Annotated in this window: 18 protein-coding genes and 1 pseudogene; 17 read left to right on the top strand and 2 right to left on the bottom strand. The window is 45.8% G+C overall.

Annotated elements, in window-relative coordinates; all coding sequences use genetic code 11:
- The first annotated feature begins 29 nt into the window (after positions 1-29).
- From cobI to DWZ38_RS15220, 10 genes are all read left to right on the top strand, one after another.
- Positions 30-722 (top strand): precorrin-2 C(20)-methyltransferase, encoded by a 693-nt coding sequence (cobI, locus tag DWZ38_RS15265; RefSeq protein WP_021926016.1) that lies wholly within the window; start codon positions 30-32, stop codon positions 720-722.
- Positions 719-1477 carry a precorrin-4 C(11)-methyltransferase gene (gene cobM, locus DWZ38_RS15260; RefSeq protein ID WP_021926017.1) on the top strand — a complete coding sequence of 253 codons (759 nt, stop codon included), beginning with the start codon at positions 719-721 and terminating at the stop codon, positions 1475-1477. The genes cobI and cobM overlap by 4 nt, the downstream gene beginning before the upstream one ends.
- 10 nt (positions 1478-1487) lie before the next feature.
- On the top strand, positions 1488-2756 hold the full coding sequence (locus tag DWZ38_RS15255) for a cobalt-precorrin 5A hydrolase (RefSeq protein WP_117853934.1): 1269 nt from the start codon (positions 1488-1490) through the stop codon (positions 2754-2756).
- Positions 2749-3489, top strand: a complete 741-nt coding sequence (cobJ, locus tag DWZ38_RS15250; protein ID WP_117853932.1) for a precorrin-3B C(17)-methyltransferase — start codon at positions 2749-2751, stop codon at positions 3487-3489. Before DWZ38_RS15255 ends, cobJ begins: the two co-directional genes overlap by 8 nt.
- Positions 3482-5464: a precorrin-6A reductase gene (gene cobK / locus DWZ38_RS15245; RefSeq protein WP_117853930.1), complete on the top strand. Its 1983-nt coding sequence runs from the start codon at positions 3482-3484 to the stop codon at positions 5462-5464. The genes cobJ and cobK overlap by 8 nt, the downstream gene beginning before the upstream one ends.
- Positions 5465-5472: 8 nt before the next feature.
- Entirely contained in the window at positions 5473-7008 is a 1536-nt protein-coding gene (locus DWZ38_RS15240; RefSeq protein ID WP_243000291.1) for a cobyrinate a,c-diamide synthase, read from the top strand.
- A 114-nt stretch (positions 7009-7122) separates the two neighbouring features.
- Complete coding sequence (gene cbiB, locus DWZ38_RS15235; RefSeq protein ID WP_021926022.1) at positions 7123-8094, top strand: adenosylcobinamide-phosphate synthase CbiB; 972 nt, start codon at positions 7123-7125, stop codon at positions 8092-8094.
- 66 nt (positions 8095-8160) lie between these two features.
- Positions 8161-9201 carry a threonine-phosphate decarboxylase gene (locus DWZ38_RS15230; protein WP_021926023.1) on the top strand — a complete coding sequence of 347 codons (1041 nt, stop codon included), beginning with the start codon at positions 8161-8163 and terminating at the stop codon, positions 9199-9201.
- 57 nt (positions 9202-9258) lie between these two features.
- Positions 9259-10767: a cobyric acid synthase gene (locus DWZ38_RS15225; protein ID WP_021926024.1), complete on the top strand. Its 1509-nt coding sequence runs from the start codon at positions 9259-9261 to the stop codon at positions 10765-10767.
- Positions 10768-10769: 2 nt separating this feature from the next.
- Positions 10770-11411, top strand: a complete 642-nt coding sequence (locus DWZ38_RS15220) for a precorrin-8X methylmutase (RefSeq protein ID WP_021926025.1) — start codon at positions 10770-10772, stop codon at positions 11409-11411.
- 68 nt (positions 11412-11479) lie between these two features.
- Here DWZ38_RS15220 and DWZ38_RS15215 read toward each other — a convergent pair whose 3' ends face one another.
- Complete coding sequence (locus tag DWZ38_RS15215) at positions 11480-12808, bottom strand: PLP-dependent aminotransferase family protein (protein WP_021926026.1); 1329 nt, start codon at positions 12806-12808, stop codon at positions 11480-11482.
- Between the two features lie 153 nt (positions 12809-12961).
- Between DWZ38_RS15215 and DWZ38_RS15210 the strand changes: the two genes are divergently transcribed.
- Both DWZ38_RS15210 and DWZ38_RS15205 read left to right on the top strand, forming a co-directional pair.
- On the top strand, positions 12962-13861 hold the full coding sequence (locus tag DWZ38_RS15210; RefSeq protein ID WP_117853926.1) for a pyridoxamine kinase: 900 nt from the start codon (positions 12962-12964) through the stop codon (positions 13859-13861).
- A 15-nt stretch (positions 13862-13876) separates the two neighbouring features.
- Positions 13877-14518, top strand: coding sequence for a TIGR04100 family radical SAM protein (locus DWZ38_RS15205; protein WP_021926028.1), 642 nt, complete (start codon positions 13877-13879; stop codon positions 14516-14518).
- Between the two features lie 253 nt (positions 14519-14771).
- Here the strand turns inward: DWZ38_RS15205 and DWZ38_RS15200 are convergent, their stop codons facing one another.
- Positions 14772-15563, bottom strand: coding sequence for an inositol monophosphatase family protein (locus tag DWZ38_RS15200; RefSeq protein WP_278309171.1), 792 nt, complete (start codon positions 15561-15563; stop codon positions 14772-14774).
- A 183-nt stretch (positions 15564-15746) separates the two neighbouring features.
- Here DWZ38_RS15200 and DWZ38_RS15195 point away from each other — a divergent pair, with 183 nt between their 5' ends.
- The 5 genes and pseudogenes from DWZ38_RS15195 to DWZ38_RS15175 form a co-directional block, all read left to right on the top strand.
- Positions 15747-16568: a sirohydrochlorin cobaltochelatase gene (locus DWZ38_RS15195; RefSeq protein WP_021926030.1), complete on the top strand. Its 822-nt coding sequence runs from the start codon at positions 15747-15749 to the stop codon at positions 16566-16568.
- Positions 16569-17013: 445 nt separating this feature from the next.
- Positions 17014-17973 (top strand): hypothetical protein, encoded by a 960-nt coding sequence (locus tag DWZ38_RS15190; protein WP_021926031.1) that lies wholly within the window; start codon positions 17014-17016, stop codon positions 17971-17973.
- A gap of 142 nt (positions 17974-18115) precedes the next feature.
- A complete protein-coding gene (locus tag DWZ38_RS22885) occupies positions 18116-18358 on the top strand; it encodes a hypothetical protein (protein ID WP_021926033.1) in 243 nt (80 codons plus the stop codon).
- 327 nt (positions 18359-18685) lie between these two features.
- Complete coding sequence (locus DWZ38_RS15180) at positions 18686-18970, top strand: hypothetical protein (protein ID WP_021926034.1); 285 nt, start codon at positions 18686-18688, stop codon at positions 18968-18970.
- Positions 18966-20177: pseudogene (locus tag DWZ38_RS15175) on the top strand (type I restriction endonuclease subunit R); the annotation flags it as partial. The gene DWZ38_RS15180 and the pseudogene DWZ38_RS15175, both read left to right, overlap by 5 nt.
- Positions 20178-20307 lie beyond the last annotated feature (130 nt).

Genomic DNA, 20307 nt, shown 5'->3' with positions numbered 1-20307 from the left:
AATTTTGCAGTTACGGGAAAGAGAAGTAAATGACAGGAAAATTATACGGCGTAGGTGTAGGTCCGGGAGATCCGGAACTTGTTACACTCAAAGCCTTACGACTTACAAAAGAAGCAGACATACTGGCGTTCCCAGGGGAAAATCCCAGGGAATCCGTAGCCTACAAGATCATGAAGGGCGCATACCCGGAAATCGATACCAAGCAGATGATATCCCTTCCCATGCCCATGACCAAGGACAAAGAACAGTTGAAGCAGGTTCATGACGAAGGCACCAGAATCATCGCAGACCAGCTGGATCAGGGCAAAAATGTGGTATTTTTGACCCTTGGAGATCCCACCGTCTATTCCACCTACCTTTATGTGCACAAACGTGTGGCACAGATGGGATACGACACAGAAATCGTAAGCGGCATCACTTCATTTTGCGCGGTAAGTGCCAGATTTAACCAGGGCCTGGTAGAAAAAGCCCAGCAGCTTCACGTGATCCCGGCTTCTTATCAGATTGAAGAGGCACTGAAGCTTCCCGGCACCAAGGTGCTGATGAAAACCGGAAAACAGATGAAAACAGTGAAAGAGCAGATCAAAGCATCCGGCAGCGAAGCCATGATGATCCAGAACTGCGGTATGCCGGATGAGCAAATATACAGAACAGTAGATGAAATCCCAGAGGATGCAGGATACTATTCATTAATTATTGTAAAAGAGGAGAAAAAGCCATGATTCATTTCGTAGGAGCAGGTTCCGGTGCCCCGGACCTGATCACAGTAAGAGGAAAAAAATACTTAGAGGAAGCAGATGTGGTAATCTATGCCGGATCCCTGGTAAATCCCAAGCTTCTTGAGTGCACCAAGGACATCTGCACTATTTACAACAGTGCCAAAATGACCCTGGAAGAAGTACTTTCCGTAATGGAAAAAGCAGAGGCTGCAGGCAAGACAACAGTAAGACTTCACACAGGAGATCCTTGTATTTACGGTGCTATCCGGGAACAGATGGATGTTCTGGATGAAAAGGGAATCGCTTATGATTACTGTCCTGGCGTCAGTGCATTCTGCGGCGCAGCAAGCGCACTGAATCTGGAATATACTTTGCCGGACATTTCCCAGAGCGTAATCATCACCCGTATGGAAGGCAGAACTCCGGTTCCGCCCAAGGAGAGTATCCAGTCCTTTGCCGCTCATCAGGCAACTATGGTTGTTTTTCTCAGCACAGGAATGCTGGAGGAACTGAGCAGAAGACTGATCGAGGGCGGCTACACAGCAGACACTCCGGCAGCCATTGTTTACAAGGCAACCTGGGAGGATGAGAAAAAATTTGTGTGCACAGTAGGCACTCTGGCTCAGACTGCCAAAGAAAACAACATTACAAAGACAGCCCTTATGATCATCGGTGACTGCGTAAATGCAGCACACTATGACCGTTCTAAGCTCTATGACCCGGGATTTACAACAGAGTTCCGTGAAGCAACAAAGTAATTGAAATAAGATGAAGATTTCCATAATATGTTTCACCCTGACCGGGCAGCAGACCGGAGAAAAACTGAAAAAAGCACTGGAAGAACAGGAGCATGCAGTTTCCCTGTATACGAAGAGCAAGTACATTCCGGAGTCCATAAAAGAGAGTACAAAGGAATGGGCAGGAAAGCAGTTTGAGAGTGCGGATGGAATTATTTTCATTGGAGCCACAGGAATTGCAGTGCGCAGTATTGCCCCCTATGTAGCCAGCAAAAAAACGGACCCGGCGGTCCTGGTGACAGACGAATGCGGGAAATTTGTGATTTCCCTGTTATCCGGACATCTTGGAGGTGCTAATGAGCTGGCATTGCAGGCGGCAGAGGCTTTGCATGCAGTTCCTATTGTGACCACTGCCACGGATCTGGAAGGGAAATTTGCCGTAGATGTTTTTGCAAAGAAAAACAACTGCCATATTTTCCGTATGAAAGAAGCCAAAGAAGTGTCAGCAACTTTGCTTGCAGGGGAGAAAGTAGGATTTTACAGTGAATTTCCATGGGAAGGCGAATTGCCGGATGGGCTGGTGAATTGCTGCGGACTTAGGGATGAAAACTGGATTTCAGAAAATGAACCCGGAACCAATGTCCAGAATGATAACCAGATAAAATCGGGAAAACAGGAACCAGAGACAAGGAATGAAATTAGTTCTGAAACAGATTTGGCAGCGATGGAAGCAAAGCTAGAATCGGCATCTGATCTGTTTCCTAAGGTAGGAATTGCCGTCACCATACATAAAAACTGTACCCCATTTCTTTCCACTACTCATGTAGTACCCCAGGCCGTGGCTCTGGGAATGGGCTGCCGCAAAAATAAAGAAGCGCAGGCAGTGGAAAAGGCCGCGTTTACCTGCCTTGAGGAAAATCAGATTTATCCCCAGGCCGTGGCCTGTCTTGCCAGTATTGATATCAAAAAAGAAGAACCAGGACTTCTGGCCCTGGCAGAAAAAATGGGAATCCCATTTGAGACTTTTTCCAGTGAAGAGCTTCTTGCTGTGAAGGGGGAATTTACAGCCTCTTCCTTTGTGAGCAGGACGGTAGGCGTTGACAACGTGTGCGAGAGAAGCGCATTAAAGGCGGCGCAGGATAGAATCTGTTTGAATACCGGTAGGATTCCAGAACGAAACCAGACAAAACCAGGTACCAGGCGAGGTGGGGAACATTGCCGCCTGATCCAGAGAAAACAGGCAGCAGACGGCGTGACAGCCGCCCTTGTCCTTGCAGATTGGAGGATACATTTTGAATAAAGAGAAGAAAATTTACGTAGTGGGCATTGGCCCCGGCTCCTATGAGGGAATGACAGGAGCAGCAGTGGCAGCCCTTGAAAAAAGTGATGTGATCGTGGGCTACACCGTATATATTGATCTGGTAAAGGATCATTTTGCGGGCAAATCCTTCCTTACCACTCCTATGAGAAAAGAGGTAGACCGCTGTGTCATGGCCTTTGACGAGGCAATGAATGGACAGACCGTTTCCATGATCTGCAGCGGAGATGCAGGCGTATACGGAATGGCTGGCCTGATGTACGAGGTAGGAGCCAATTATCCGGATGTTGATATCGAGGTAGTAGCAGGCGTTACTGCAGCTACAGGCGGCGCAGCAGTCCTTGGCGCACCTTTGATCCACGATTTCTGCCTGATAAGCTTAAGCGACCTTCTTACCCCATGGGAAAAAATTGAAAAACGCCTTCTTCTGGCATCGGAGGCGGATTTTGTGATCTGCCTTTACAACCCGTCCAGCCATAAGAGACACGACTATCTGAAAAAAGCATGCGAGCTGATGCTGCAGCACAAGTCCCTGGATACTGTATGCGGCATTGTGAAAAATATTGGAAGAGAAGGGGAATCTTCCCAGATCATGACCCTGGACGAACTGAAGGATACTCAGGTAGACATGTTCACTACCGTATTCATCGGCAATTCCCAGACTCGCAACATCAAAGGCAAAATGGTTACTCCAAGAGGATACAGGGATGTCTGAAATCATTGTATTTGCAGGCACAACAGAGGGATGTGATATCAGTAATTTTCTGGCAGAACATCAGATCCATGTGCTTGCATGCGTGGCTACCGACTACGGCAGCAAATCATTAAAAGAGAACGAATATCTGAAAATCCACGCCGGTCGCCTGACAGAGCCGGAAATGGAAGCACTTCTAAATGAGAAAAAGCCGGAAATGGTTCTGGACGCAACCCATCCTTACGCTGCAGAGGTTACGGAAAATATCCGCACAGCCTGCCAGAACACAGGTTTGGAGTACAGGCGTGTGCTGCGGGAGGCTGGAGCCTATCAGGACCAGGCCGTTTATGTGCCGGATACCCAGGCTGCCATTGAATTTTTGGAGGGGACAGAGGGCAATATCCTTCTTACAACCGGAAGCAAGGAGCTGGGAAAATACACCGCACTTTCTGATGCTGGAGAGCGCATTTATGCCCGTGTCCTTTCCCTGCCCTCTGTGATGGAAACCTGCAAAGGCTACGGCTTTGAGGGAAAGCATCTCATCGGCATGCAGGGTCCTTTTTCCATGGAATTAAATGCTGCCATGCTGCGCCAGTTTGACTGCAAATATCTGGTTACAAAGGATACCGGAAAAGCAGGAGGCTTTCAGGAGAAAATTGATGCGGCCCTTTCCTGCGGAACTGTTCCGGTAATTATTGGACGTCCTCTGAAGGAAAAGGGACTTTCTGTGGCAGAGTGCAGGCATATGCTGGCAGAGTATTTCGGATTTACCGTGAAGCCTCATATTACTTTGCTTGGAATCGGCATGGGAAGCCAGGAAACTCTTACTGTTCAGGGAAAAAAAGCGGCGAAAAGCGCGGATCTGATTATTGGCGCAAAGCGGATGGCAGATGCCGTTCGGGAGCCGGGACAGGCAGTGGTATATGAATACCGCAGCGATGTGATCGCGGATTATATACGGAATCATCCGGAATATGAGAAGGTTGTGATCGCTCTTTCCGGTGATGTGGGATTTTACAGCGGAGCCAGGAAGCTGCTGACGGCACTTGGCGGTAGGGAATCTAACGTGGAGGTAATTTGCGGAATTTCTTCTGTAGTATACTTCATGTCCGAGATCGGGCTTTCCTGGGATGACGCGAAGATCACCAGCGCCCACGGTAAACATTGCAATCTGATTTCCATGATCCGCCATAACCAGAAGGTATTTTCCATTCTTGGAATCGGCACTGCAGTGGCAGAGCTGGCAGGGAAGCTTGTGAAGTATCATATGGGCGAGGTTCTTCTCTATGTAGGCGAGAATCTTTCCTATCCCGATGAGAAGATTTTTGTAAAAAAAGCAGAAGAGCTGACAAACTATGAGGGACAGCCTCTTAGCGTTGTCTGTGCTTTTCATGAAAACCCGGAGCCGGCCCTTTCTACTCATGGAATCCCTGACGAGGAATTTATCCGCGGAAAAGCCCCTATGACAAAGGAAGAAGTGCGAAGCGTTTCTCTTTCCAAGCTTCGCCTTACAGAGGATTCCATCTGCTACGATGTTGGCGCGGGAACTGGTTCTGTGTCTGTGGAAATGGCTCTTCGGGCAGACCAGGGACAGGTGTTTGCCATCGAGAAAAAAGAGGAGGCAGCCGCTCTTCTGGAAGAGAACAAACAGAAATTTGCAGTGGACAATCTGGAAATTATAAAGGGAGAGGCACCTCAGGCACTTGAGAATCTGCCTGCGCCTACCCATGCATTTATCGGAGGCTCTTCCGGTAATCTGAAGGAGATCGTAGCACTGCTTCTTGGAAAAAATCCACAGGTGCGGATTGTAATCAACTGTATTACCCTGGAAACTATCAGCGAAGCTTTGGATGTGCTGAAAGAGTACGATTTCCAGCAGCGCGAGGTAGTGCAGCTTGCCGCTTCCAGATCCAAAGAAATCAGCCGCTACCATCTGATGATGGGAGAGAACCCGATTTATATTATTACCTGTCAGAATCCGAAAATGCGAAAGTAATTTTTTATATGAGAAGTAAGCAGGAGGGCAATGACGTGCTAAAAACAATACCAAGGATTATGCTTGCGGCAGGAGCCAGCGGGAGCGGGAAAACCCTTCTGACCTGCGGACTTCTGCAGGTGCTTGTAAACCGGAGAATCAAAACAGTCTCTTTTAAATGCGGACCGGATTATATTGACCCTATGTTCCACACCCAGGTCATTGGAACCAAATCCCGGAATCTGGATACCTTTTTCACAGGGGAAGAGATCACCAGATCTCTTCTTGCCAAAAACAGTGCAGACTGTGAAATGGCGGTGATGGAAGGGGTCATGGGATTTTACGATGGAGTTGCCGGAACCACCACACAGGCAAGCGCCTATGATCTGGCGCGGGTTACGGATACTCCGGTAATTCTGATCGTAAACAGCAAGGGAATGAGTGTTTCCCTCGCTGCCTACATAAAGGGTTTTATGGAATACAAAAAAGACAGCCGCATAAAGGGTGTGATCTTCAATCAGATGTCCCCTATGCTTTACCCCAGAATGAAAAAGCTGGTGGAAGAGGAACTGGGAATCAAAGCTCTTGGCTATGTGCCAAAAGTAGAGGATTGTGTGATCGAAAGCCGCCATCTTGGCCTGGTGCTGCCGGAGGAAATTCCAGAGTTGAAGCAGCGTCTTCTGAAGCTGGCAGACGTACTGGAGGGAAGTCTGGATATAGAGGCGATTATACAGCTGGCCAAAGAGGCACCGGAGCTTTCTTATGAGCCGTTAGAGGAAGAGAAGACAAGGGCATCGATTATGGCATCAGAGCCAGAAAAATGTACACAGAATTCTGTTGCTCTATCGGCACCGGAGAACACGAAGCAGTCGTCCCTCTCTTCTGTAAAAGAGGTATTAAAATGGAAAAGTTCGAAAAAGCTTCGAATTGGTCTTGCTAAAGACGAAGCATTCTGTTTTTTCTATGAGGACAACTTAGATTTGCTTCGTGCGATGGGGGCAGAGTTGGTGCCGTTTTCCCCGATACATGATGCTCATCTGCCGGAAAATCTGGACGGACTGCTTCTCTATGGCGGCTATCCGGAGCTGAATACACAGGCGTTAGAAGAAAATAAGTTTATGCGTGAGGAAATCGCTGAAGCCATAAAAGGCGGAATGCCTTGTCTTGCAGAGTGCGGCGGATTTATGTATCTTCACGACCAGATGGAAGGCATGGACGGAAAATTTTACCAGATGACAGGTGTGATTCCCGGCAAAGTCTGGCGCACGCCAAAGCTTACAAGATTTGGCTATATTACTTTAACTCAAAATGAACCGCTTGTTCTGGGGGAGACAGACTTTGGAAGCAGCCCGGCGCACGAATTCCACTATTTTGATTCGGAAAACTGCGGCACCGCTTTTCATGCCTCAAAGCCCCAGAGCAAAAGAGGCTGGGACTGCATACACGGCTCAGACCGCCTGCTGGCAGGCTTTCCTCATCTTTATTACTACGCAAACCCAAAAATCCCACAGGCATTCCTAAAGAAATGCTTAGAGTATCGTTTGTCTGGCAGATCCAATGATTGAAGAATGCAGCAGATGAAAACAGGGAAAGTTCGTGCATAAATGTTTGAACAATTGCAGGACTTACTTTGCAGAAAATATCGCCTGGAACACAGGTGGAATGAAGGAGCAACAAACATGATACGATTATTCACCCTCCCGGCAGGGTTTCTTCTGGATCTGCTTATGGGCGATCCAAGATGGCTGTACCACCCGGTATGCCTCATCGGAAAACTGATCAGCGTACTGGAAAAAGGAATCCGGAAGGTTTTTCCAAAATCAGAAAAAGGAGAGCTGGCAGGCGGTGTCCTGGAAGTCATCCTTGTGTGCCTGATCACATTTCTGGTTCCTTTTGGCATCATCCATCTGCTTTATAAATGGAACTTCTGGGTCGGCTTTGTGCTGGAAACCTTCTGGTGCGGACAGCTTCTGGCAACCAAATCCTTAAAGGATGAGAGCATGAAAGTGTACGACCGGCTGAAAAACGGAACCATCGAGGAAGCGCGATACGCAGTTTCCATGATCGTAGGCCGTGACACCCAGTCGCTTACCGAAGAAGGCGTGACAAAAGCCGCAGTGGAGACAGTTGCGGAAAACTCTTCCGATGGAATCATTGCCCCCATGCTTTATATGGCGATCGGTGGAATCCCTCTTATGTTTCTTTACAAGGGAATCAACACTATGGATTCCATGCTGGGTTACAAAAACGACAAATACCTGTATTTTGGAAGATGCGCCGCAAAGCTGGACGATGTGGCCAACTATATTCCGGCCAGGACTTCCGGCTGGCTTATGGCCCTGTCCACTGTTTTTGTGGGAATGGACACCAAAAATGCAGTGAAAATCTATAGAAGGGATCGCCGGAATCACGCCAGCCCCAACTCTGCCCAGACAGAGGCTGCTATGGCAGGGGCCCTGGATGTGCAGCTTGCGGGAAACGCCTATTATTTCGGCAAATTATATGAAAAACCAACCATAGGAGACCCTATCCGTCCAGTGGAAATCGAGGATATTTCCCGCTCGAACCGACTGCTTTACGCAACCTGTATTGCAGGCGCAATCCTGTTCTGGGGCGTGCGCATGCTGGTATGGCTGTATGCTGGAATATAAAGCAAGGATATCAATATATAAATATGCAGACAAGCAACAAGTCTGCTGTCTAACGGAGAAACAAAAATGGAAAAACACATACATGGCGGTGATGTCTACCATCACCAGGGGTGCATCGACTTCTCAGCAAACTGCAATCCCCTTGGCACCCCGGAGGGAATCAAAAAAGCCATTATAGAAAGCCTGGATCACATCGGTGACTATCCCCAGGTTGGCTGCGCTCCCCTCAAAGAAGCCATTGCAGAATACGAACACACCAAACCGGAGCAGGTAATCTGCGGAAACGGCGCAGCAGAGGTGATCTTTTCCCTTTGCCGGGCGGTAAATCCAAAGAAAGCCCTGGTGCCGGCTCCCACCTTTGCAGAGTATCAGCAGGCGCTGTACAGCGTGGACTGTGAGGTGGAATATTTTCCTCTGGAAAAGGCAAAACAGTTTGCCCTGGATGAAAGCTTTCTCCAGGCGCTGACCCCGGATGTGGACATTATTTTCCTGTGCAATCCCAACAATCCCACAGGCCTTCTGGTAGAAAAGCCTCTTCTGGAAAAAATCCTGGACCGCTGCCAGCAGCTTGGAATTTTTATGGCAGTGGATGAGTGCTTCCTGGATTTTGTGGAAGCACCGGAGGCATATACTCTGAAGGAACATCTGGAAAGCCATCAGAACCTGTTCCTTTTCAAGGCTTTTACCAAGCGCTACGCCATGGCGGGAGTAAGACTTGGCTACGGGCTTTGCGGGAACCGTGCCCTTCTGGAAAAAATGGAAAGCATGAGCCAGCCATGGAATGTCTCTTCTATAGCACAGGCAGCCGGCCTGGCAGCTTTGAAGGAAAAAGAATATGTGGAAGAAGGAAGACGGATCATCTTTGAGGAGCTTGCCTACCTGAAAAAGGAGCTGACGGAGCTTGGCTATCCGGTTTATCCATCACAGGCGAACTACGTTTTCTTTGAAGGCCCGGAAAATCTCTATGACCAGCTGGAACAGAAGAAGATCCTCATTCGGGACTGCAGCAACTACACCGGACTTTCCAAAGGGTATTACCGGGTGGCAGTGAAGAATCACCAGGACAACCAGCAGCTGATCCGGGCGTTGAGAGAATTACAGAAATGATTTTTTTACATGATTTAGATGAAGTATAACTTACATACTCAGGGGGAGGAACACATTTTGGCAAAAGCAATTATGGTGCAGGGTACCATGTCCAATGCAGGAAAAAGCCTTCTGGCAGCAGGGCTTTGCAGAATTTTCAAGCAGGATGGATATCGGGTGGCACCCTTTAAATCCCAGAACATGGCACTGAATTCCTTTATCACAAAAGAAGGGCTGGAAATGGGACGGGCCCAGGTGATGCAGGCGGAAGCCGCAGGAATTGCCCCATCCGTTCTGATGAATCCCATTCTTTTGAAGCCCACCAACGATGTGGGTTCCCAGGTGATCGTAAACGGCGAGGTCCTGGGAAACATGAGCGCCAGAGACTATTTCAAATACAAAAAGAAACTGGTGCCAGACATTATGAAGGCGTACAATGCCCTTGCAACAGAAAATGATATTATTGTTATAGAAGGAGCAGGAAGCCCTGCGGAAATCAACCTGAAAAGTGATGATATCGTAAACATGGGAATGGCGAAAATGGCCAAGGCTCCAGTGCTGCTGGTAGGCGACATTGACAGAGGCGGTGTTTTTGCCCAGCTGATCGGAACAGTTATGCTGCTGGAAGAAGATGAGAAAAAGATGGTAAAAGGCCTGATCATCAACAAATTCCGCGGAGACAAAACCATTCTGGATCCCGGCGTGGATATGCTGGAGGAAAGAAGCGGCATTCCGGTGGTTGGGGTGGCACCTTATCTGAACATTCAGGTGGAGGATGAGGACAGCCTGACAGAGCGTTTTGAGACCAAACGCTCTGTGGATCTGATTGACATTGCGGTAATCCGTGTGCCAAGAATTTCCAACTTCACGGATTTCAATCCTCTGGAGAGCATTCCGGGCGTTTCCCTTCGCTATGTGAAAAATCCTTCTGAGCTTGGCAATCCGGACATGATCATTTTGCCCGGAACCAAAAACACTATGGAAGACCTTCTGTGGATGCGGGAAAACGGGCTGGAAGCGCTGATCCTGAAAGAAGCCGCAAGAGGCAAGCTGATTTTCGGAATCTGCGGCGGCTATCAGATGATGGGAGAGAGCTTAAGCGATCCTCATGGGGTGGAAGCCGGCGGTACCATAAAAGGAATGGGACTTCTTCCAATGGACACTGTTTTTGCTGAAAAGAAAACAAGGACCCGGGTGGAGGGTACCTTCGGAGAATTGGATGGAGCTTTTGCAAAGCTTAGCGGCACTGCGCTGGAGGGCTATGAGATCCACATGGGTGAGACCGTTCTGAAAGGAGCGGCGAAGCCATCCACTGCCATCTGTGACAGCGTGACAGGGGAGCAAAAAGCCGACGGAGCCCATCTTGACAATGCGTGCGGAACCTACGTCCACGGTGTTTTTGACAAGGAAGCTGTGGCAGAGGCAATCGTTCACATCATTGGGGAAAAGAAAGGACTGGATGTATCCGGAATGACCGGAATGGATTTCCAGGCGTTTAAGGAAACCCAGTATGATATTCTGGCGGCAGAGCTTCGGAAGCATTTGGATATGAAGAAAATTTATCAGATTTTGGAAGAGGGGGTATAAAAATGAAGGTAGAACTTGAAAATGTAAAGCCAATGGACATAGAGAAAAGAAGCTTTGAGATTATCACAGAGGAGCTTGGAGATACCCCTCTGATTCCGGGAACGGAGCTGGTGGTAAAGCGCTGTATCCACACAAGCGCGGATTTTGATTATGCGAAGAACCTCTGCTTTTCTGAAAATGCAGTGGAGAAAGCAATCCAGGCAATCAAGGACGGCGCCTGCATTGTAACGGATACCCAGATGGCAAAAGCGGGAATCAATAAGCGTGCTCTTGCAAGATACGGCGGCGAGGTGTACTGCTTTATGTCCGATGAAGATGTGGCAAAAATCGCAAAGGAAAATGGTTCCACCCGTGCCACAGCCAGCATGGATAAGGCAGCAGGGTTGGATAAGAAACTGATCTTTGCCATCGGAAATGCGCCTACTGCACTGGTTCGGCTTTATGAGCTGATTGAGGACGGAAAGCTGAATCCGGAGCTGATCATTGGCGTGCCGGTAGGCTTTGTGAATGTAGTACAGTCCAAGGAGCTGATCATGCATACGGATGTGCCTTATATTGTAGCAAGAGGACGCAAGGGTGGATCCAACATTGCGGCATGTATTTGTAATGCGTTGCTGTATATGATCGATAATAATCGGGGGTAATTGGCTTAGAGCGTATGATTTGTTAAGGACAGCCTGTCAGATCATACGCTGTTTATATAAAGTGAATTTCAGGCAGTGACAATCGATTTCAGTAATTCACATGCGGGAACGAAATCCTGTACTGCCATAGAAGAGCAGGACATCAGAACCGTTACCTCTGATTCGGTTTCTTTTAGAATCTGCAGACGCAGGCCTTTCAAACGGGCCTGCTTTTTTAATTCTTCCCCGTTTTTTTCGCAGGGCAGGGTAAGAGCAAGACTGGTTCCGGCAGAGCCCACCTGGATCTGACAGACTGAGCCGAACACCTGCCGGATCGCGCTTCGAAGCTGCTTTAATTTGGAAGCGTAAAGCCGTTTCAGCCTTCTGGTCTGGGCTGCAAGATGGCCGTCCCGGATAAACTGGCACAAAGCGATCTGCTCTGCCTTGGAAGCGGTCTGATTATAAAAGGAGGCTTTTTTTCGGTAGGCGGCAAGAAGCTCTGGCGGCAAAATCATAAAGCTGATTCGGATGGAGGGCAGCAGAAGCCTGGAAAAAGAGCCAATATAAACCACGCCTTGCCCTCCGGAAAGTCCGAACAGGGAAGGAGTAGGCTTCTGAAAATACACGAACTCATTTTCAAAATCATCCTCAATTACAAGATGATGCCGCTCATCTGCATATTTCAAAAGCTCCAGACGGCGTTTTACCGGCATGATCTCGCCCCACTTGGTCATATGCGCCGGGGAAACATAAACCACATCGCAGTCTTTATTCCGATAGTGGATTTCATAGCCGTAATCCGCAAAAACAGTACTTCCATGGACAAAAGAAGGTGTGGGAAAGGATACCTGTTCGAAATTCGGATATACTTCCCGGATCAGCGGGCACAGAATCTGCAGAAGACTCTGGAAGCTGGCACCTACCACAATGTCATCCGGGGAACACAGAATGTTCCGGCGCTCCCGGATATAAGCAGCCAGCGCTTCCCGGAAATCCGTCTCCCCCTGGGGCTCTCCGTAAGTGAGCATGCGCTCATCCTGGCGAAGGGCGCTTTTCATATAACGGCTCCACAGATCGAAGCGGAAGCTTTCCCGGTCAACGCCGGAGGAGGCAAGGTCATAGCGGTAGTGGATTTCATCCCGTCTGTCCGGCTGACTGCTCATATGGTGGTGAGATGCGATCTCCGTTACGTAGTAGCCGCTCTGGGCCTTTGCCATAATATAGCCGTCTGCGGCAAGCTGCAGATAGGCGGTCTCAATGGTGGTGCGGGAAAGCTTCAGCTCCTGGGAGCATTTGCGAAGAGAAGGCATTTTGCTGCCCGGAGCCATTTTCCTATCCAGAATCAGCTTTTTGTAATATTCATAAACCTCCATGTAAAGATGTGTGGTGCGATTCTGGTCTTTTGCAATGTCTAACATAAAACTGTCCCCTCGAAAAAAGTTTAATTTGGATATTTCTGTACATACACTTAAGTGTTATTCTACAATATAAACATAAAATTTACAAGATGTTAGAATCTGCTGCTCATGATCAAGGGGATAGCAGCTAACATCTTTGCAGGAGTGATAGATTTGAAGAAAATAGCAGTGATTCAGGATTTGTCCGGGCTTGGGAAATGTTCTCTGACAGCCGCCATTCCCGTAATCTCGGTAATGGGCGTGCAGGCAGTCCCCCTTCCCACGGCAGTTCTCAGCAACCAGACTGGCTACCCGTCCTACTATGCCTGTGACTATACCGATCATATGGAAAAAGTCATGGATGAATGGGAGAAGCTTGGGTTTGCCCCAGACGGAATTTATACCGGATTTCTGGCAGATGAGAAACAGGCAGACAAGATCCTGGACTTTTTCAGAAGATTTCGAAGCCCAGAGACCATGGTGCTAGTGGACCCGGTAATGGGAGACAGCGGCAGAGCTTATGGGATTTACACAGAAAACCTTCGGGTAAAAATGCTTCAGCTGGTAAGCTGTGCCCAGGTGATCACGCCGAACCTTACGGAAGCGCTGCTTTTGCTGTACGGGAAGGCAGAAATGGAAGAAAGATACGTCTCCCTGATGACCCTGGCAGGGGAGAAACGCCTGGAACAGATTGGGAAAATCGGGGAAGAGCTGGCAGAGCGCTTTCATCTGCAGGCAGCAGTAATTACCGGGATTGAATATGAAAAAGAAACCCAGGCAGTGAAGGCAGGTACAGAGGAAGTGCAAACCCAGATGGGAAATCTGGTAGTGGAAAATGGTGTGCTCTCCTGGTATTTTGCCAGGAAAGAGGGCAGCAGCTATTCCGGAACCGGAGATTTGTTCGCTTCCATTTTAAGTGCAGGCCTGGTGCGGGGAATGTCCATGATGGACTGCGTGAAACTGGCAGTGGATTTTCTCTCCAAAGCAATTTCAGAAACCGTAAAAGAGGGAACCGACCGGAACGATGGGGTTTGCTTTGAGAAATATCTTGGGGAATTGTGTAAAAAGAAATAGAAAGGTGTGTATATCATGGCTGATATTGTATATTGTTATAATGATGAGGTGTATTTTAATCTGACGAATAAATGTCCCTGCAACTGTACTTTCTGTATCCGAAATAACGGGGATTCTGTGGGAGAGGCAAAGACGTTATGGTTTGACAAAGAGCCAACTATGGAGGAAATTTACAAGGCAATCGATGCATTTGATTTCTCAGGATATAAAGAAGCTGTCTTCTGCGGCTACGGAGAACCAACCATGGCACTGGACAAGCTGATTGCAGTCAGCGAGTACATGCGAAGAAAATATCCGGCACATCTTGACCGGGACGGGAATCCCTGTGCAGGAATCAAGCTTCGCCTGAATACAAACGGCCTTGGTGACTTGATCAATAAGCGCTCCATTGCAAAAGAAGTCTGTTCCGCAGTAGATGTAGTTTCCATCAGCCTGAACATGCCCGATGCCAAATCCTACAATGAAGTAGTCCGCCCGGCATACGGGGAGAAAGCCTTTGACGCAATGCTGAAATTTGCTGCAGACTGCAAGAAGTATACGGAAAATGTGAAATTTACAGTAGTAGACTGCATTGGCGAAGAGAACATCGAGAAAAGCCGCAAAGTGGCAGAAAAGCTGGGAATCCCGCTGCGGGTAAGAGAGTACACGGCGGAATAATTTCTGCCAGAATATCGTAGGATGTTTTTCTGACCAATTCTCCGTCTTTTTACAATGACGGAGAGTTGGTTGTATGGATAAATATTGTTAAAGTTACGTTTATCTTTGAGAGACCATTTTCCTAATCTGCATGTCCACTTTACAGTATATCTCGTCTGAATTCGGAGCTTCATTTGGGCAAAATTTTTCGCAAATTGCAACACACATTTTGCCAAATGTTTTTTTTAATATGCTTTTGGAAAAAACTTGCAGATTAACATTTCTGCTCAATTAACTGAAGCAGTATTTCCCGGAATTGGGGTACGCAGGCCAGAATATCCGCATTGGCAAGATAAGGCAGCTTCTCATTTTTCCAGTCAGAGATGGTGCCGCCTGCTTCTTTTAGAATGATTGTAGCGCCGCTGTAATCCCATGGCTTCAGGTTCTGCTCCAGAAATGCATGCTGTCTGCCGCATGCCACATAGCAAAGGTCAAGGGCGGCAGATCCGGTTCTTCTGAAATCTGCGCAGTTCATAAATACGTTATAAAATACCGGGAACAGATCCTTCGCCCGGTTTTTCTCATAAGGGGAAGATCCAAAGGAAACCACCGCATCTTTAAATTCCGGCTGGTCCGAAACGTGGATCGGCACTCCATTTAAAAATGCCCCTTCTCCCTTTGCCCCGCAGAAAAGTTCTTCTGTAAACGGATTGTAAACAACTCCGAAGGTAATCTCACCATTTTCATAAAGTCCCAGGGACACTGCGCTGAGATGATAGTCCCGTATCAGGTTGGTAGTTCCGTCAATGGGATCCAGAATCCAGTAGGATTTCGCCGGATCCAGCCCAAGATTTTCTTTTTCCTCCGCAATTAATGCAATATCCGGAAACTCTTTGGCAAGGGCGTCCTTCAGGAAATTCTGCACTGCCACATCCACATTTGTCACATAATCCGCAGCCCCTTTTTCCGTCACTTTCTCATGGGTCATTTCCTGAAAAATCAGGGGCTTGGTCTGCTTAACAAGTTCTATTACTTTGTTCTGATTTTCTGTCATAAGTCTGTACACCTCCAGATAGAATTTACCATAAATGTCCCCGGCGGGCAACCAGGGCTTATAAAAAATTTTCTTTACTCAGCATACAGGGTAAGTTATAATAAAATTTGTCTGAAAATATCAAATTTCAGGAATACGCGGAGGCATTTAATCGTTACGAAATGGGCATGGTGCCTGTAAGCGGCAGGATCATGTATGAAAATGATAGGAATTATGGAGGAAATCAAAATGGGCGAAACAGCCAAAAAAGCAATTCTCGCAGTGAGCTTCGGAACCAGCCACAGCGACACCCGAAAAGTAACAATCGATGCCATTGAGGAAGACTTAAAAGCAGCATTTGAGGATTGCAGTCTTTACCGGGCATGGACCAGCAAAATGATTCTTGCCAGACTGGAAAAAAGAGACGGCATTCATTATGACAATGTAAAAGAAGCCATGGAACATATGTTAAAGGACGGCATCACAGATGTGATCGTTCAGCCAACCCACGTAATGAACGGCGTGGAAAATGACCTTATGAAAGAGGACGTCCTTACATATGCAGGTCAGTTCCAGTCCGTGACCTTTGGCACACCGCTTCTGACTACTGAAGAGGACAATGAACTTGTAGTGAAAGCAATTGCAGAGGCATTCCCGGTAATTGAGGATAAAGAAACTGCACTGGTGCTTATGGGTCATGGAACCGAGCACTACGCCAACGCAGTTTATGCAGCCCTTGACTACAGATTTAAGGACATGGGACATGAAAATGTGATTGTGGGAACTGTAGAAGGCTACCCGGAAATTTCCCAGGTATTAAAGCAGTTAGAAAAATGCGGACCCAAAAAAGTGGTAATTGCCCCTCTTATGATCGTGGCAGGAGACCACGCCAAGAACGACATGGCCGGCGACGAGCCAGATTCCTGGAAAACCATCATCAGCCAGAAAGGTTATGAAGTACAAACCGTCCTCAAAGGCCTGGGCGAATACGAAAGCATCCGCCATATTTTCGTGGAGCACGCAAAGGCTGCGAAATAATTCTAAAATCCTTCAGGGATAAGCAGACGCAGAAGATAGTGTAGTGCGGGCTATGCTATTTTCTGCAATAAGAAGAAAATAAATGAGACTGGATGCTGCTCCATAAGATGCGGTATCCAGTCTTTTTGGCAGAAGTTAATCGTATCGGCAAAAATAAAATAATTGAAATATGTATATTTATTGCCGATAATTCGAATCAAGAATTTGCGCAGTAGGTTGTTGCACAAATTACATCAAAATTGAATTGAAATAAAAGCGGTATAGTAGAGGAAGATAATACGTAAGATAATACGCAAGATGATGGAACGGTTGGGAGTAAAAGCGAAAGAAGGATTCTGAAGAAATTACCTTTAACGAGACCGTTTGTTTCTTGAAAAATAGAACAATATATGATAAATTATAAATGTGACGTAAAAATAGTCACATTTATAAAAAGGTGATTGATATGAAAAAATTTCTGGAAGAATCATTACGGCAAAATGTAATAATGATGGAGAATAAAGAGTTATATAAAAAGCTCCCATTAGTATATCGTGGAAGATATGATATTTTTAAAGTAGAGACGAATGGTGTATTGTGGATGGCTCTTCATCCAAAAGATGACGTTGGACTTGTCCTGCTGCGAAGAGACAGAGCTAGTGTAGAAAAAATCACAGGGTTAAACTGTGCAATATTTCTTGACCGAACGACATTCTATATAAAAGAAAAGCTGATGGAAGAAGGAATTCCGTTTGTAATAGATGGGAAGCAGGTATTTCTCCCGTTTATTGGATATTTGTTGAGTAAGGCAAATGAAAGAGAGCTGGCACCAGTTCATTTGATATCATTTCTGACGCAAAAAATGCTTCTGACAGCTATTTATGAACGCTGGAATGGAGTGAAAGTATCTGATGCAGCGAAAAGATTGGGAGTGTCAACAAAATCTGCAAGCCGATGTTTTGATGAGTTGGAATATTTAAATGTTGGCGTGTTAGGTATGAAAAGTAAATCAAGAGTCATCGAGATTCCAGATGACCGAAAAGAATTATGGCTGCAGATTGAACATATATTAAGAGATCCAGTCATTCGAAGATTTATTCTGAGAGAAGATATGAAACTTGAAAAGAAAGCAGGTATTTCTGCTTTGTGTGAGTATTCTCTTTTGTCCGATAATGTTTATCCTACCTATGCAGTAACGAAGAAAGAACTGAAAGCCAGTGGAGTGAAAATGGAAAGACAAGCAGGTAAACTGGAAGAAATTGGCTGTGTCGTTTTGGAATTGGGATATTTTATTGATTTTTGGGGAAAAGGATTGCAGGATCCTTTGAGTGTAGCATTGTCACAGACGGGAGAGGAACAAGAAGAGGAACGGGTTGATCTTTCTATTAATAAGATGTTGGAGGAATATGTATGGTCAAAGGATTAGACACATTTCGGAAGTACTTTGCAGATTATGAAGAACAGTATGTTTTAATAGGCGGCGCTGCCTGCGATATTCTAATGGACTTTCTGTCCTAAGAACAGAATATATAATTCTTTTTAAAGCAAAAGCGTATCTTGATTTGAAAATGCGAAAAGATTTAGGTGAAAAAGTTGATTCCAGTGATATTAAGAAGCATAAAAAAGATGTTTTGCGCATTGCTTCAGAACTTATGCTTGAAAAAGTGGAAGAGTTGCCAATAGCGGTAAATACTGATATACATAGTTTGATTAACTTATTGGAGCAAGAACCATTTGATCAGAATTCTTTGAAAAGATATATGCTGAAAAATGAGGATGTTGTGGAATTGTTAAAAAGAGTATTCGGATAGAACCTGTGACGTTGAGGATATTCTGTAACTTATATCAGTGGATAATATGGTTATATACATCGAGAATATTTTTAGTATATAGGTTTAAACACAATAATTTTACACACGAAATCTAATTAGATGTGCGTAAAAAATCAAATGCTATGGCAAAGGCTTTAAAACAGTTGATTAGTCAGCAAGTCTATCACTTATAAAGTTGTAAACTGGTGTATTAAATTTGAAAAATTATGAATTTCATTTGTTAAGCAGATTGAATTTTTTTATAAAATCCGTATAATAGAGGAAGATAATACGTAAGATAATACTCAAGATGATGGAGGTGTTTACATGGGAGAATACAAACCGCCTTTTACTATAACGAATAAAATATTATCGTATGTATCGTCGATTTCAGAAAAAATAGGGCGGATAACTGCAACCGGAAATCTGGAAGCAAAACCGCATTTGAGAAGAAACAATAAAATCAGATCCATTCATTCCTCGCTGAAAATTGAAGCGAACTCACTAACTTTGGGACAGGTTCGAGATGTTATTAATGGTAAGGCTGTGTTAGGCGCACAAAAAGAAATTCAGGAAGTAAAGAATGCCTATGTGGCCTATGAACATTTATGATACATCGAGTGATAAATTTCAGAATTATTATAAAGATGTGTCACTTCGCATGAAGAATAAAGAATTGGATATTCTGATTGTAGTAAATATGTTTCTCACAGGTTTCGATGCCACAACTATGAATACGCTGTGGGTGGATAAGAACTTGAAAATGCATGGACTGATACAGGCGTTTTCCCGTACTAACCGTATTTTGAATTCTATCAAGACCTTTGGAAATATTGTGTGTTTCCGAAGTTTGCAAAAGCGTGTAGATAGTGCCATTTCTCTGTTTGGAGACAAGAATGCCGGAGGTATTGTTCTGCTGCAGAGTTTTAAGGATTATTATTACGGTTACGAATCTGTAGACGGGAAACCAATGCCAGGATATGTGGATATGATGAGAGACTTAAAAAATAAGTTTCCATTGTCAGAATCACAAATTATCGGAGAACAGAATCAGAAAGACTTTATTGCTTTGTTCGGTGCGATTCTTCGTATGAGGAACCTTCTGCTTTCCTTTGATGAGTTCAAGGGAAATGAGCAGATTTCCGAGCGTGATCTACAGGATTACCTTGGACGTTATCAGGATTTACGTGATGAGTGGAAGCGTAAGCGTCAGAAAAGTACAGATATTACAGATGATGTGGTATTTGAGATTGAACTGATTCGTCAGATAGAAATTAACATCGATTATATTCTCATGCTTGTAAAAAAGTACCATGATACCCATTGTGAAGATAAGGAAGTGCTGATAAACATCAATAAGGCAATTGAGGCCAGCCCGGAACTGCGCAGCAAGAAAAAGCTCATTGAAAATTTTATTGCAGGAATTAATGACGTAGATGATGTTCTGAATGAGTGGCACGAGTTTGTAGTAGAACAGCGTGATCAGGACCTTAATGCAATCATTACAGAAGAAAGGCTGAAGCCGGAAGACACACGGAAGTTTATGGAGAATGCGTTCCGTGACGGAGAAATCAAAACAGCTGGAACAGATATCGATAAACTCATGCCGCCGCTTTCCCGTTTTGGCGGTGGCGGAAGAGCCAAGAAGAAACAAGGCGTCATTGACAAGCTGAAAAATTTCTTTGAAAAGTATTTCGGTATCGGTGGTTCATCTAACTTTACTGAGCCAGAGCATAAGCCGGTGACATATAACTTGAGCGGTCAGGAAACGCTGTCGATGGCAGCAGAACCAAAAACACCATACGGAAAACAGCCATAACATATTGTCAATAAAACCGGGAACTCTTTTTCCCGGTTTTATTTGACAATATCGGGCTGAATTAGTAAAATAGGCAATGGACGTCAGCGCAGGCCCGTTTTTATTCATTCTGCTCTGACGAAGCAATCGA

The sequence above is a fragment of the Ruminococcus sp. AF31-8BH genome (assembly GCF_003460605.1).
Classification (GTDB): Bacteria; Bacillota; Clostridia; order Lachnospirales; family Lachnospiraceae; genus Blautia_A; species Blautia_A acetigignens.
The sequence above is the reverse complement of the archived record's forward strand: the minus strand, read 5'-3'. Positions and strand labels throughout refer to the sequence as shown.